Annotated in this window: 14 protein-coding genes; 13 read left to right on the top strand and 1 reads right to left on the bottom strand. The window is 51.9% G+C overall.

Annotated elements, in window-relative coordinates; translation table 11 throughout:
- Positions 1-12 precede the first annotated feature (12 nt).
- The 10 genes from DP119_RS07920 (at position 13) to DP119_RS07875 (ending at position 9,911) form a co-directional block, all read left to right on the top strand.
- Complete coding sequence (locus DP119_RS07920) at positions 13-435, top strand: hypothetical protein (protein WP_112232515.1); 423 nt, start codon at positions 13-15, stop codon at positions 433-435.
- Between the two features lies 1 nt (position 436).
- Complete coding sequence (locus tag DP119_RS07915; RefSeq protein ID WP_112232514.1) at positions 437-1,858, top strand: VanW family protein; 1,422 nt, start codon at positions 437-439, stop codon at positions 1,856-1,858.
- A gap of 22 nt (positions 1,859-1,880) precedes the next feature.
- Positions 1,881-3,539, top strand: coding sequence for a GspE/PulE family protein (locus tag DP119_RS07910; RefSeq protein ID WP_205853855.1), 1,659 nt, complete (start codon positions 1,881-1,883; stop codon positions 3,537-3,539).
- A 1-nt stretch (position 3,540) separates the two neighbouring features.
- Entirely contained in the window at positions 3,541-4,593 is a 1,053-nt protein-coding gene (locus DP119_RS07905; protein WP_112232512.1) for a type IV pilus twitching motility protein PilT, read from the top strand.
- Positions 4,594-5,805: a type II secretion system F family protein gene (locus tag DP119_RS07900; RefSeq protein ID WP_112232510.1), complete on the top strand. Its 1,212-nt coding sequence runs from the start codon at positions 4,594-4,596 to the stop codon at positions 5,803-5,805. It begins immediately after the preceding gene.
- A gap of 135 nt (positions 5,806-5,940) precedes the next feature.
- Complete coding sequence (locus DP119_RS16030) at positions 5,941-6,411, top strand: prepilin-type N-terminal cleavage/methylation domain-containing protein (protein ID WP_112232508.1); 471 nt, start codon at positions 5,941-5,943, stop codon at positions 6,409-6,411.
- Positions 6,412-6,441: 30 nt separating this feature from the next.
- Positions 6,442-7,377: a type IV pilus biogenesis protein PilM gene (gene pilM / locus DP119_RS07890; protein ID WP_112232506.1), complete on the top strand. Its 936-nt coding sequence runs from the start codon at positions 6,442-6,444 to the stop codon at positions 7,375-7,377.
- A 2-nt stretch (positions 7,378-7,379) separates the two neighbouring features.
- Positions 7,380-8,114 (top strand): fimbrial assembly protein, encoded by a 735-nt coding sequence (locus DP119_RS07885; RefSeq protein WP_112232504.1) that lies wholly within the window; start codon positions 7,380-7,382, stop codon positions 8,112-8,114.
- Entirely contained in the window at positions 8,111-8,866 is a 756-nt protein-coding gene (locus tag DP119_RS07880; protein ID WP_112232502.1) for a type II secretion system protein M, read from the top strand. The genes DP119_RS07885 and DP119_RS07880 overlap by 4 nt, the downstream gene beginning before the upstream one ends.
- 289 nt (positions 8,867-9,155) lie before the next feature.
- Positions 9,156-9,911 (top strand): prepilin peptidase, encoded by a 756-nt coding sequence (locus DP119_RS07875; RefSeq protein WP_112232500.1) that lies wholly within the window; start codon positions 9,156-9,158, stop codon positions 9,909-9,911.
- 158 nt (positions 9,912-10,069) lie between these two features.
- On the opposite strand, the gene DP119_RS07870 is transcribed toward DP119_RS07875, so the two are convergent.
- Positions 10,070-11,596, bottom strand: coding sequence for an AbgT family transporter (locus DP119_RS07870; RefSeq protein WP_112232498.1), 1,527 nt, complete (start codon positions 11,594-11,596; stop codon positions 10,070-10,072).
- A gap of 379 nt (positions 11,597-11,975) precedes the next feature.
- On the opposite strand from DP119_RS07870, the gene DP119_RS07865 reads away from it, so the two are divergent.
- The 3 genes from DP119_RS07865 (at position 11,976) to DP119_RS07855 (ending at position 14,392) form a co-directional block, all read left to right on the top strand.
- Positions 11,976-12,587 (top strand): Maf family protein, encoded by a 612-nt coding sequence (locus DP119_RS07865; protein WP_112232496.1) that lies wholly within the window; start codon positions 11,976-11,978, stop codon positions 12,585-12,587.
- A complete protein-coding gene (radC, locus tag DP119_RS07860; protein WP_112232493.1) occupies positions 12,577-13,269 on the top strand; it encodes a RadC family protein in 693 nt (230 codons plus the stop codon). Before DP119_RS07865 ends, radC begins: the two co-directional genes overlap by 11 nt.
- Before the next feature lie 94 nt (positions 13,270-13,363).
- A complete protein-coding gene (locus DP119_RS07855) occupies positions 13,364-14,392 on the top strand; it encodes a rod shape-determining protein (RefSeq protein ID WP_112232491.1) in 1,029 nt (342 codons plus the stop codon).
- The last annotated feature ends 10 nt before the right edge of the window (positions 14,393-14,402 follow it).

Raw genomic sequence — 14,402 nt, 5'->3', positions numbered from 1 at the left:
GGGGGAAGAGTAATGGTTAAACTATTGATTTGGGTCATGATCGCAGCGGTAGTCATGGCAGGAGTGGTCTTTTTCAAGAAAATAGAGAATAAGAAAAAGACATATATCGTGGCAGTAGGCAGCCTTTTAGCGGCAGCTGTGGCGCTTTGGATGCAGGGGGATTTCGCCTGGCATATGAGCCTGCTCGCGATTCTCGGCCTGTCGCTTGTGACAGCACTTCTTTTCATGAAAATAGAAGAGCGCGAGCAACAGGAAAAAGAGCGCTTGAAGCAAGAGCGCAAAGACCGTAAGAAGCAAGCAGTGGAATCACCGAAACCGGTGAAGCCGGAAAAGGAAGCCGAAAAGGCGCCGGAACCAAAAACAGAACCAGTTCAAGAGAAATCCGAGAAGGTATTTGGCATGGAGTCCATCGGCCCGGTCGGAAAGGGGAATTAAGATGGACAATAAGCAATTCGGAAAAGTGTTCGGCGGCGTATTCGGAGCCGCCCTTGTCGTGTTTGGCACGGCGAATGCCGGCGCGTATGCAGTCGATGAATGGGTGTTCCCGTCAGCGGAATACGGCGACTACACCTATATTGGCACGACCGATGTCTCGAATATGGAAGTCGCGGATGCCAAGACTTTGTTCTTGAGCCAGGCTTCCGCTGTGCGGGAATCCTCGGAACTGCATGTGACGTATCTGGATGCGACAGCGAAATACCCATTGAAAGACGTGGAAATCTCACTGGATGAAACTTTGGCAAGAGCACAAAGCGGCGCGCAGAACGATTTTGTTTTCGATTTATCGGAAACGACGACGCGGTCATTCCTGAAAAAACAATTCAACGATGTGCCGTTTACGGAAGCGGATATCGCGAACATCCACCAACAGCTGGAAACGGCACTTGAAGGCGGGCAGTCGGTGACGCGTGTCGACATCAGCAGCGACTCGCTAGAAATGCGCCCAGACCTTGTCGCGCAATCAAGTTTCTCCCATAGCATCAACAGCATTGGCGCAGCAGAAGTGATCGAAGCGCTCGATGGCAAAGTGATCGGCCCGAATGAGCAATTCGCGTTTTTGCCGATGCTGAAAGAATTGACCTTGCTGGAAGCGACGGATGCGGAACTGACGGAAATCGCCTCGGCCATTTACGGGGCCGTATTGCGGACGAATTTCCTCATCGAACAGCGCAGCATCGGAGAACAATTGCCGGAAAATGTGCCGGCTGGGGAAGAAGCGGCGATCAACCGTTCATTGGGCGTCGATTTCTCTTTCTCCAACCCGAATGCAAGTTCGTTCGCATTGAATGTCTATTTGGAAAACGGCGAACTGACGGCATCGATCCACGGGCAGCCGTTTGTCCACACGTATTATATTTCGGCGGCAAGCGATAAGGAAGTCGAGCCCCGCCTCATCAAGCAATACAGCGCGTTCGTCTCGAGCGGCAAACAAGTGCGCGAAGAAGGCCGCGACGGCAAACGCATCGAAGTGGTGAGAAGCGTTTTGGAAGGCGATAAAGAAGTGCGCGTCGAACCGGTGTCGAGCGATTTCTATCCGCCGGTCCACCGCATTGAAGTGTATCCATTGGCCAAACCGGAAGCGCCAGCGACAGATGCGGACGGGCAACCGGTTCCGCAACCTGGAGATGAAGGATTTATCGATGAAAATAACAACGGCATCCATGACCCGGCAGAACAAAATGCAGAAGACGGCACGGCTGTTGTAGATGAAGAAGGCACAATTACTGTGCCTGGCGAGACGGATCAGGATTCAGAATCCGATACAGATGACGAAAACGATAATGAAGAAAAAGAGAACGGCCCATCGGCAGGCGATGAACCCGTTTACGACAAAGCGGGGGAACGGGTCGATAAGTGACGAGAGAGCAAGGGGGATTTGAATGGTAATTAAACGGAGAAGGCTCGGCGATATTCTCGTCGAGCAAGGTTTATTGACACAAGACGATCTGCAAGGGACGCTCGATTCGAAACAGACTGACCAGAAACTCGGGGACGCCTTATTGACGCGCGGGCTCATCACCGAACAGCAATTGATCGAAACGCTCGAAGTGCAGCTCGGCATTCCGCATGTCTCGCTGTTCCGCTATCCATTCGACCCGATGCTGTTCAACGTCGTACCGAAGGAATTCGCGAAGCGTAAGTTGCTCGTGCCCTTGAAAACGGAAGGAGACCGCTTGTTTATCGCGATGACCGACCCGACCGATTTCATCACGATCGATGATTTGCGTTTGGCGACAGGCTTCCAGATCGAACCGACGATCGCGTCCAAAGAAGACATCATGAAAACAATCGCCAAGTATTACGAAGAAGAATCATACGATGAACTGCTCGAGGAAATGCCGGACGCCAAAGAAGATAAGGCGGACGAATTGACCGACCTTGATGCGCCGATCGTGCGGCTCGTCAATCAGCTGTTGTCGAATGCGGTCGCGATGAAAGCTTCTGATGTCCATCTCGACCCGCACGAAAGCAAATTAGTGGTGCGTTACCGGATTGACGGGACGCTCCGGACCGAACGGGTATTGCCGAAGACGATGCAGCAGATGGTCACCGCCCGCATCAAGATTCTCGCCAATCTCGATATCACCGAAAACCGCATCCCGCAAGATGGCCGTATCAAGACGACCGTCGACTTCCGGGCAATCGATTTGCGTGTGTCGTCGTTGCCGACCGTTTTCGGAGAGAAAATCGTCATGCGGATCCTGGACTTGAGCCAGAACTTGACCGATATCTCGAAGCTCGGTTTCAACGAGCTCAATATGGAACGCTTTATGCACGAAATCGACAAACCGAACGGCATCGTCTTGATTTCAGGCCCGACCGGTTCAGGAAAATCTTCAACTTTATACGCAGCGCTCAATAAGCTGAATTCCGAGGAAGTCAACATCATCACCGTCGAAGACCCGGTTGAGTATCAATTGGAAGGCATCAACCAGATCCAAGTGAACTCGAATGTCGGCTTGAGCTTTGCGGCAGGGCTGCGTTCGATTCTGCGCCAGGATCCAGACATCGTCATGGTCGGCGAGATACGCGACAAGGAAACGGCGGACATTTCGATCCGTGCCTCGCTGACAGGGCATTTGGTGCTCAGTACAATCCATACGAATGATTCGATCGCATCGATCACGCGCCTCATGGATATGGGCATCGAACCGTTTCTCGTCACCGCTTCGCTCAATGCCGTCATCGCCCAGCGATTGATCCGCCGCGTGTGCCGCGATTGCCGCGAAACCCAGCCGGCGACCGTGCGCGAGAAAGAGATTTTCGCAAGAAGGGGACTGTCGATCGATACGATTTCCCGCGGCACCGGCTGCCCGCAATGCAATATGAGCGGCTATAAAGGGCGCATGGCGATCCACGAAGTGCTAGTCGTCGATGACGCGATGAAAGACATCATCAACCGCGGTGGTTCAGCTGCCGAGATCCGCAAGATCGCCGTTGCCAATAAAACAATTTTCCTCATTGATGATGGCTTATTAAAAGTAAAGGAGGGCATGACGACGACGGAAGAAGTGCTCCGCGTTGCCATGAGTGACTAATATGACTGAAACCGCAATTGATTTTATCGATAAAGTATTGACCGCAGCGCGTGAACTGGGCGTCTCCGATATCCATATGACGACCGGCATCCCGCCGGTATTCCGCATGCACGGATCGCTCAAGCGCTACGGGGAGGAGCGGCTGTTGCCGGAAGATACCGAAGCGATCGCGAAAGCCTTGATGCCGGAAAGCCTATGGGACACGTTCCTGCAAAAAGGCGAGATGGATTATTCCTACTCGATTCCAGGCGTCGCCCGTTTCCGTGTCAACTCGTTCCACCAGCGCGGTTCCATTTCGCATGCCTTCCGGACGATCCCGACGGTCATCCCGTCGATCGACGATTTGAAAATGCCGGATACCTTGAAGAAATTATCCGATACACATCAAGGCTTGATCCTCGTCACCGGCCCGACCGGTTCCGGTAAATCGACGACTCTGGCGGCGATGATCCGCCATATGAATGAACATATGACAAAGCACATCATCACGCTTGAAGACCCGATCGAGTATATGCACAAGCACGGATCCTCGGTCATCGACCAGCGTGAAGTCGGGTTCGATACGAAATCATTTGCCAACGGCCTGCGCGCTGCCTTGCGTCAAGACCCGGATGTCATACTGGTCGGAGAGATGCGTGACCTCGAAACGATCACGACCGCGATCACCGCAGCGGAAACCGGCCACTTGGTCATGGGGACGCTCCACACCTCGAGCGCCGCATCGACCGTTGAACGGATCATCGATGTGTTTCCGCCTGAGCAGCACGCACAAATCCGCACGCAGCTCGGCGGCATCCTGAAAGCGGTCATTTCGCAGCGGCTGCTTCCGACAGCGGACGGCAAAGGGCGCGTCGCCGCGACTGAAATCATGATCCACAACACGGCGATCGCCAACTTGATCCGTACCGAGAAAGTCCACCAGATCCCGAACGTCATCTTGACGAACCGGGCGGCGGGAATGCATCTCATGCAAACATCGGTCCAGGAACTGCTCAATAAAGGCCGCATCACGAAACAGATCGCGGCACCTTATTTGATCGGGGGCGAAGAGTAAGTGGCGCGCTTTAAATACGAAGGACGCGACCGGAAAAAAATCCGCGCCGGCTACGTCACTTCAGCGAACCGCAGGGAAGCGGTGCAAAAGCTGCGTGAAGAAGGGATACGCGTCATCGATATCCGTGAAGTGCCGGTCGGCGCCTTGCAAAAAGACATCAGCTTCGGCAGCCCGGTCAAGCGTGACCAGTTCATCATGTTCCTGCGCCAGTTCTCAACCTTGATGCGTGCCGGAGTAACCATCGTTGATTCGGTAAAGATCCTGTCCCAGCAAGTCGAATCAAAACAGTTGCGTAAAACGCTAGCTGAAATCGAAGAAGAATTGCGGAAAGGGAATTCCTTATCCGATTCGCTGTCGAAATATCCGAAGATTTTTGAACCCTTGACGGTCAACTTGGTGCGCGCCGGGGAACTGTCCGGGAATATCGACGACTCACTCGACCGTCTTGCAACGCATTATGATAAAGCCTACCAAACGAGACAAAAAGTCATCTCGGCGATGAGCTATCCGGTCGTCGTTGGTATCTTGGCAATTGGCGTTGTCATTTTCCTGTTGTCGACAATCGTGCCGATGTTCGTCGACATGTTCCAAGGCTTCGGCGGGGAGTTGCCGCTCGTTACGCAACTCGTCATGGGAGCGAGTGAATTCACCGTCCAGTATTGGTATCTACTTATATTGTTTGTCCTGATTTTCGCCGGCACGATTTGGGTGATGAAACGGAGCGAACAAGGGCGCATGGTACTTGATACAGTCGTGCTTAAAATACCGATTTTCGGGAAGCTCCTGCAGAAGTCCGCGCTCGCGAGGCTCACCCGGACGCTCAGTTCCTTGTTCACCAGTTCGGTGCCGATCCTGCAGGCGATGACAATGACCGAAAAAGTCGTCGGCAATGCGGTCATGTCGAAAGTGCTGCTCGCGTCACGCGATTCGTTGGAGCGCGGGGGCTCGCTGACGGCGCCGATGAAGCAGCACTGGGCATTCCCGCCGCTCATCCCGCATATGATCGCGATCGGCGAACAGACCGGTTCGCTGGATCATATGCTTGCCAAAGTAGCGGAATTTTACGAGAAAGAAGTGGAAGCGGAAACCGACCGGTTGAAAGCTTTAATCGAACCACTGATGATTGTCGTTCTCGCCGCTCTCGTCGGGACCATAGTCCTTGCAATCATGATGCCAATGTTCGAGATGTTTAATAACGTAGATAATTTGTAGGCATTTTAGCGAAAATAAAAAGAAAATATTTCTAAAAAAATATTAAAAAGATATTGTGTAATCTGTGACCATTGATATAATTAGACTGTACTGGAATTGGTACTTACTTAACAAAATGATAGGGGGAAAAAGAGAATGAAGAAATTTCTTCAGAAGAAATTGAAAGACCAAAAAGGGATGACGCTGATCGAGCTATTGGCAGTAATCGTCATCATCGCAATCATCGCGGCAATTGCGATTCCGGCGATTGGGAATATTATTGAGAATAGTCGTTATAGTGCGGTTAAATCGGATGCTACAAATGTATTGAGTGCAGCAAATATTTACTTCACGGAAAATTCGGATGATGATAAGGTTACTGTTGAAAAACTTATTGATGATGGTTTCTTAGAGTCTGAAGGTGAACTGGGTGAGGATACTTTTGTAGATAATGTAAATCCTATAAAAATTACATCGCCAACAGCAGTAATTTACTCCGGTGACAAGACTGTCACTTTCACTAATGCTACCCTAAAAGAAATTAATGATGATACGAAAAAGGGCAGCGATGATAATGAAAGTGGATTTACAATTGGAACAGCAACATCTTCCGGTGACGGTACTTAATTATCAATAATTGATTTAGGAGCTGATCAAATGGCTTTACCGTTTTTCCAGAAAAAAGCGCGCGTAGCGACGATTACGATAGAAGAAGATGCAATCCGCTATGTTGAGCTGAAGTCTGCGGAGCCGGTGTCCTTGATCCAGGCGGAAGAATTGTTTCTTCCGAAAGGCATCATGGACAGCGGCAAAATCGCAGACCCAGAAGCGCTCTCTGTGGAACTCGGTAAGGCGGTCGATCAGTGGGGTCTCTCCAAAAAGTCAGTCCGATTCCTCGCCCCTGACGAATTTGTTATCATCCGCAAAGTCCCTTACCCCGAAGACGTCGAAGCTGACGAATTAAAAGGGCATTTCTTTATCGAAATCGGATCCACTTTGTATTTGCCGTTCGAAGACCCAGTATTCGATGTGGTGCCTTACCATTTGGATTCCGACGAACCGGAAGCGATCATCATCGCATCGAAAGAATCGATTATCAAAGATTACGAAGACATATTCGACGGTGCCAAACTGAAACCGCTTGTCGCCGATATTACGCCGCTCGCACTTTACCGCTTGGCGTATCTCGAACACGATTTCCCGGAAGATGAACACATCATGCTCATCGATATGCAAGGCAAGAAAATGACGGTGTCGATTTTCCATGAACATTTCCCGATGTTCATGCGGCCGGTCGACCTTGATGTGCTCGTCGCCGACCCGGAAGATCCGACGCAACTTCTTGCGGCTGTCGAAGAAGAAGCTGAAAAGCTCGGAAATTTCTACCGTTATAATATGAATGAAGGCGAGCAAGGCATCACGAAAGTCATCTGCAACGGGGAGTTCGGCGATTGGCACGCATTTTGCGGTCGCTTGTCCGACCGGTTCCTGATAGACGTCGAGCCGCTCGTCAAGGACGGCATCGAAGCGGACGGCAAAATCGTGCCGCCGCGCTTTAACCGGGCAATCGGCCTGGCGTTGAAAGAGGTGTAGGCATGTTAGTCGATATTAATTTACTTCCACAAAAAGAACGCGACCGGCCAGCTGTTTTAATCGCGGCGGTCGCGATTTTATTATTGGCGATTATCATCTGGGCAGTCTTTGCGATGATGGCACGGGCCGAAGCGAATGAACAACAGGCATTGCAAGCCCAGGCACAAGGCGTCATGGCCGAACAGGCACAGATCCGCAGTGAACTCGAAGCGCGACAAGGCATGAACGAAGAACAGCAATTGCAGGCGACCGTCGAATGGGCGGAAAGCTACCAATTCGATACGATTCCGCTTTTGGAAGAACTTGTGTCACTGCTTCCAGCGCGCGGCTTTTTCCAGACTTTCTCCTACACCGGCCTCGACCAGGCGCAGCTAGTCGTCCAGTTCGACTCATCACGTGAATCGGCTTATTATTTGGCTCAGCTGAAAGCATCTGAACTTCTGGCGTCCGCGACACTCGATAACGTCGCAACTGAAATTTTTGACGAAGCAGAAGAAGAGGAAATCATTGTCGACCCGAGCAAGCCGCGCTATTTGGCGACTTACACGCTCTTGTTCCAGGACGAACGCATCCCGGTAGAAGGTGAAGAAGCAGAAGGTGAAGTGGTGGACGAAGCGGCACCAACTGACGAACCGGCCGAACAACCAGCAGATTCAACAGAGACGGAAGAAACCGATGTTGAAGTCGATGTGGATGTCGAGACAGACGATGCAGAATCGGGAGATGAAGCAGCATGAGCAGCATGACAAAAAGCCAAAAAGAAAAAGCGCTCATCGCACTCGCCGTCTTGTTCCTATTGGCCCTCGTATTTTATTCTTATTTCTTGATGTATGCACCCGCGAAAGAAGCACGTGAACAAGCCCAACAATCCTTGCGCTCGGAGCGCGACGTGTTGATGGCGTTGCAGACGCAAGTGAAGGAATTGCCGGAAGGCGAAGCCGTCAGCACCCTTGAACTGCAGAAGAAAGTATCGATTGATCCGCTGTCCGAGTTGATGGTGCTGCAGATTGAAGAAGCGGAGCTCATCTCGGGAACACGCGTCGAAGCGATCCAGCTCGCAGAAGCAGACGTCGCACTTCCGGTGCCGGTTGAAGGATTAGAGAATTTGAAAGAAGTGGAAACCACTGTCGCGTTTACGGCAGAAAACTATAACGAAATTACGGACTTCATTTCTGAAATCGAGGAAATGGAACGCATACTCGTCATCGAGTCGATCAATTTCGGCGCCAATCCGGAAGTGCGGGAAGTCGTCGAAGAAACCGAACGGCTGCAAGTAACGCTGTCGTTTGCGGCGTATTACCGCCCAGACCTCCTCGCCTTGGAAGACACCGTCCCGAAAATCGATGCACCGGCGCCTGCAGATAAAAAAGACCCGCTGCCGGCGAACGATGGCACGGAATACGCTGATGACAATGAAGAAGAAATAGATTCCGACGTGGATGTCGATGTTGACGTCACGGTCGAAGAAAGTGCATTAGGGGAAGAGTGAAGGAAATCATCGCGATTTCCTTTTCTTCATTTACTGGGTAACCCTTACTTTATAGTTTCAATATAATTACAAACCATCCTGAATTACAGAATGAAATCTACTCTATACAGCAAAACTGCTGAGACTCCCGCGGGAAAGCGAGACAGCTGAGACCCCGCAGGAAGCCGAGCTTCCGAGGAGGCTTGGCGCTCGCCCGCAGGAAAGCGAAGTAGTTTTGCGGAACATTAAAAAGCTGGAAATTTAAGTTGTACTGATAGCTAACAAATTCTACTAGTAAAAGAGGGACATCATGATTGCTGTATATTCCGTTTTTGCTTCTGTCTTCGGCTTGGCGTTCGGCTCGTTCTATAATGTCGTCGGCTTGCGCGTGCCGAAAAATGAATCGATCGCTTATCCGCCGTCGCATTGCACGACATGCGACCGCCGGTTGACAGCGCTCGATCTCGTACCGGTGTTTTCCTACCTATTCCTGCGCGGCAAATGCCGGAAATGCGGTTCAAGCATCCATTGGGTTTATCCTTTAATGGAAGCTATCACCGCTGTGTTGTTCACCGCCGTCTTCTTGAAATTCGGCTTTACGCCAGAACTCATCATCGGTTTATTGTTCGTATCGATGCTCGTCATCATCACGGTCTCGGACATCGCCTATATGCTCATACCTGATAAAGTGCTATTGCCCTTTGCGGCGGTGCTGTTGGTGTTGCGTTTCGTCATTCCGCTCGATCCATGGTGGGATTCACTGCTCGGTGCAGCAGTCGGATTTTCGGTGTTATTGTTGATTGCGACATTGTCAAAAGGCGGCATGGGCGGGGGCGACATCAAACTGTTTTTCGTCATCGGCCTCGTGCTCGGAACCGCCGGGACTTTGCTGACGTTATTCTTCGCATCGTTCATCGGCGCCGTTGCCGGCATTATTTTGCTTAGGGTAAGAAAACAAGGCCGTAAAACACCGATTCCGTTCGGCCCATCGATTGCTTTGTCCGCCGTGCTCGTTTATTTATGGGGTGAGCAATTCATCGGTTGGTATATAAATTTATTTATGTAGATTATAACTTTATTATGTAAACTTTATTTACTTACAGTTCTTGAAAGCCGTAAAAGGAAGGCAAAGCTATTTCGAAAGGTGTTTTCCTACTATCGTTCTAAATTTATAAAATACAAAAAAGCGACAGAACCAAATCGGTTCTGTCGCTTTTTTTAATATTATCCGTTATAGCGGATTGGTGAAGCTGGCCCAAGATCAAGACCGAATAACATCCAGACGATCAACATCAATGTCCAGAAAATCATGAAGAAAATCGAGTACGGGAACATGACCGAGATCAATGTACCGATGCCCATTTTCTTATCGTATTTCTGTGCGAATGCGATAACGATCGCGAAATACGTCATAAGCGGCGTGATGATGTTCGTCGATGAATCGGCGATACGGTAAGCCATTTGCGTCAATTCCGGCGAATAGCCGAGCTGCATCATGATCGGTACGAAGACCGGTGCAAGCATCGCCCATTTCGCGGAAGCGGAGCCGATGAACAGATTGATGATCCCGACGACGATGACGAAGCCGATGATCAACGGGATGCCCGTCAGGCTCATAGATTCCAGTGCTTGTGCACCGTAGACACCGAGCACCATGCCCATATTCGATTCAGCGAAGTAAGCGACGAATTGTCCGGCAGTGAACGCCAGGACGATGAAGACGCCCATCGATGCCATCGTGTCAGACATTTGCGCAGCGACGTCTTTGTCGCTCTTGATGTTCTTCGTTGCGATGCCGTAAGCAAGGCCTGGCAGGAAGAACAGGATGGTGATGATCGGAACGAGTGAGCTCATGAACGGAGATTGGACGATGCCGCCATCTTCTCCGCGCAGGATGCCGTTTTCCGGAACGATGAGAAGCGCTGTCAGGATGACGCCGACTAGCGCCGTGATCCCAGCCCATAGCAAGCCCTTTTTCTCGAGCGTTGTCAGGCCGGTCATTTCTTCGCGGAACTCGCCTTTGTATTCGCCCAGGCGCGGTTCGACGACTTTTTCCGTCACGACAGCGCCGACGATCGTCAACAGGAACACGGAAACGATGATGAAGTAATAGTTCATCGCGATGTTCATGCCTTCAGCGTAGCCCGGGTCAATGATCGACGCGGCTGCGATGGTCAGTTCGCCGAGCATTGCGTCCGTTGCCGATAAGAGCAAGTTGGCAGAGAATCCGGCAGAGACACCGGCAAACGCTGCGGCAAGGCCGGCAAGCGGATGGCGCCCGAGTGCGATAAAGATGACCGCGCCCAGTGGTGGCAAGACGACATATCCAGCATCCGATGCGACACTCGACATGATCCCGGCGAAGACCAGGCCGCCAGTGATGAGGAATTTCGGAATCGACAGGACGAATCCGCGCAAGACAGCGGAGATGAGGCCTGTGCGTTCCGCAACCCCGATCCCCAGCATCGTCACAAGCACGACGCCGAGCGGTGCGAAGCCGATGAAATTATCGACCATGCTCGCGAAGATGTATTGAATGCCTTCTGCGTTCAATAAGTTCTTCACTTCCACGATTTCGCCTTCTTGGCCTGGGTGCTCGACGGAGATGCCGAGGTTCGCCAGCAAAGCGGAAACCGCGAGGACGATGATTGCGAGAACCGCAAACAAGGTCACCGGATGCGGCAGTTTATTACCGATCGTTTCGATGCGGTCGAGGGATTTTTGGAACAATCCTCGTTTTTGTTTTTTCAAAATAGACAAACTCCCTTCAAACTTAAACTGTGAAAACAACTATCAAATTATTGTGTAATAGTAATTTTCAAAAAATTAAAGACTGTACCCATTATAAAACCTTAGGAAACATAAGAAAAGCAATTTCACGAAGTGCCAATTGCGCTAATTTTGTATAATATTTGACAAGTCTTGAGAATGCACTTAGAACGGGGATGGAAGAGTGTGCAATAACATTACCAAAACGACAAAAAAGTTGGGATGACCCAAGATCATGTGAAAGCGCTGTCTTGAAAATCACGATTTACAGGCTGGTTTCGGGAGGAAATCAGTATTTCGCCATTTTGCCCACGCTTTTTGATAATGGTATGATGGCTTGAAAAAAGGAGGGATTTTTTCCATGAAGTTCACATCGAAACACCCGCTCATTTTGGCGTCCCAGTCGCCGCGCCGCCAGGAACTGCTCAGCTTGCTTGGCATCCCGTTCGAGATCGTGCCGAGTGCTATCCCGGAACCCGATCCGCAAGGTTTCCAGTCAGCGGTCGATTACGTCCACGCATGCGCTGTGCAAAAAGCGGCGGACATTGCCGCAAGCCACCCTGGAGCGCTCGTCATTGGCTCGGATACCGTCGTCGTAAAGGACGGGGAGATTTTATTGAAGCCCAAAGACAAAAAGCAAGCGTCCGAATACTTGCGCAAACTGTCGGGGAATGCCCACGAAGTCATCACTGCCGTATCTGTCCGGCAAGGCGATGAAGAAGTAACGTTCCATGAAAGCGTGCTAGTGCGTTTCTACGAATTGCCTGCATCTTGGATCGATGCCTATACCGATACCGAAGACCCTTACGACAAAGCGGGGGCGTACGGCATCCAGACGGTGTCGGGCTTATTCGTCGAAGGCATCGAAGGCGATTACAACGCAGTCGTCGGCTTGCCTGTCGCAAAGCTGCTCCAGCATTTGACGCAAGAGGGTTACGTCAAAGTCGAAGGGGCCCATGATTATGCCAAATGACCAGGCGCTGATGATCCGTGACGTCCATATTGCCGACCGCCCGCGCGAGCGCCTCATCAAGCAAGGTGCGGTGAGCTTATCGAACCAGGAGCTCATCGCCATCCTGTTGCGCACCGGAACACGAGAGGAATCGGTATTGCATCTAGCGAACCGTGTCCTCAAGCAATTCGAGCACCTCCACGAACTGAAGCACGCCGCGATCGAAGAGATGACAGCGATCAACGGCATCGGCGAAGCGAAGGCCGTCCAGCTGCTTGCGGCCATCGAACTTGGGCGCAGGCTCGCCTCGAAGCAGACCGACGAACGCTTCACGATCCGCTCCCCGAAAGACGCCGCCACTTATTTGATGGATGACATGACCTCCCTCAAGCAGGAACATTTCGTCTGCCTCTTCCTCAACATCAAAAACCAGGTGATGCACCGGCAGACCATTTTTGTCGGCAGCCTCAACGCCTCTATCGTCCATCCCCGCGAAATCTTCCGCGAAGCTGTCCGGCGCTCGACCGCGTCGATCGTCTGTGCGCACAACCATCCTTCCGGCAATCCCGCCCCGTCCCCTGAAGACATCGATGTCACTAAGCGGCTCATGGAAGCCGGCTCGATCATCGGTATCGAACTGCTCGACCATATCATCATCGGCGACCATCAATTCACTTCATTGAAAGAAAAGGGGTTCATGTAGCACTGTATATTTTTTTCCGGATGTTCTATAATGGGTGGTATTGCGCAAAGCTGTTGCCGGTACCCCCGGTTTACATAAGAAAGGACCGATTCATGTGTTTGGAATTGCTTCAAAAGATATCGGCATCGACCTCGGGACGGCGAACACGCTCGTCTATTTAAAAGGGCGCGGCATCGTGCTCCGTGAGCCGTCGATCGTCATCAAGAACACCCGCACGAATGACATCGTCGCTGTCGGAAAGCGCGCGCGCGATATGATGGGCAGGACGCCTGCGAATATCGTCGCGATGCGGCCAATGCGCGACGGCGTCATCTCCGACTACGACACGACGCTCGCGATGATCAAGCATTGCATCAGCGAAGCGACCGGCAAAGCACCGGGCAAATGGCGCGGCGGCAAAGTGATGATCTGTGTGCCGTACGGCGTGACTTCGATCGAACAGCGCGCAGTTTTGGATGCGGCGCGTGCGGTCGGGGCGGCGGAAGCTTATACAATCGAAGAGCCTTTCGCTGCAGCGATCGGCGCAGGGCTTCCGGTCTGGGAACCTGTCGGCAGCATGGTCGTCGATATAGGAGGCGGAACGGCGGAAGTCGCCATCATCTCGCTCGGCGGCATCGTATCGAGTGAATCGATCCGCGTCGGCGGGGACGAGATGGACGAGGCGATCAAGCAATACGTCCGCAAGCGCTATAATGTCGTCATCGGGGAGCGCACGGCTGAAAACCTGAAGATGGGCATCGGCACCGCCGCTGTCCTGGATGATGAGGAAGCGCAAGCAAGTATGGAAATCCGCGGGCGCGATCTCGTGACCGGCTTCCCGAAAACCTTGACGATCACCGCGCGGGAAATGGAAGAAGCGCTGAAAGAACCCGTGACGCGCATCGTCGAAGGGTTGGGTGCCACGCTTGAGAAGACGCCGCCTGAACTGGCGTCCGATATCATGGACCGCGGTATCGTCTTGACGGGCGGCGGGGCGCTGTTGAAGAACCTCGACAAAGTGATCGCGGAAGCGGTCAGCATGCCGGTGTTCACGGCGGACGACCCGCTCGATTGTGTCGCGCTCGGGACCGGGCGCGCACTCGAAAACTTCGACCGTTACCGCAATGCGATCGAAAGACGCTGAGTTTTACTGC

This window comes from Planococcus maitriensis (assembly GCF_003289925.1).
GTDB lineage: Bacteria > Bacillota > Bacilli > Bacillales_A > Planococcaceae > Planococcus > Planococcus maitriensis.
This window is presented reverse-complemented; position numbering and strand designations above follow the sequence as displayed.

Coding starts and splice junctions, on each gene's coding strand:
- radC (WP_112232493.1), top strand. CDS start 12,577: ATGCCAAATGACCAGGCGCTGATGATCCGTGACGTCCATATTGCCGAC.
- DP119_RS07875 (WP_112232500.1), top strand. CDS start 9,156: ATGATTGCTGTATATTCCGTTTTTGCTTCTGTCTTCGGCTTGGCGTTC.
- DP119_RS07905 (WP_112232512.1), top strand. CDS start 3,541: ATGACTGAAACCGCAATTGATTTTATCGATAAAGTATTGACCGCAGCG.
- pilM (WP_112232506.1), top strand. CDS start 6,442: ATGGCTTTACCGTTTTTCCAGAAAAAAGCGCGCGTAGCGACGATTACG.
- DP119_RS07915 (WP_112232514.1), top strand. CDS start 437: ATGGACAATAAGCAATTCGGAAAAGTGTTCGGCGGCGTATTCGGAGCC.
- DP119_RS07865 (WP_112232496.1), top strand. CDS start 11,976: ATGAAGTTCACATCGAAACACCCGCTCATTTTGGCGTCCCAGTCGCCG.
- DP119_RS07920 (WP_112232515.1), top strand. CDS start 13: ATGGTTAAACTATTGATTTGGGTCATGATCGCAGCGGTAGTCATGGCA.
- DP119_RS07885 (WP_112232504.1), top strand. CDS start 7,380: ATGTTAGTCGATATTAATTTACTTCCACAAAAAGAACGCGACCGGCCA.
- DP119_RS16030 (WP_112232508.1), top strand. CDS start 5,941: ATGAAGAAATTTCTTCAGAAGAAATTGAAAGACCAAAAAGGGATGACG.
- DP119_RS07880 (WP_112232502.1), top strand. CDS start 8,111: ATGAGCAGCATGACAAAAAGCCAAAAAGAAAAAGCGCTCATCGCACTC.
- DP119_RS07910 (WP_205853855.1), top strand. CDS start 1,881: ATGGTAATTAAACGGAGAAGGCTCGGCGATATTCTCGTCGAGCAAGGT.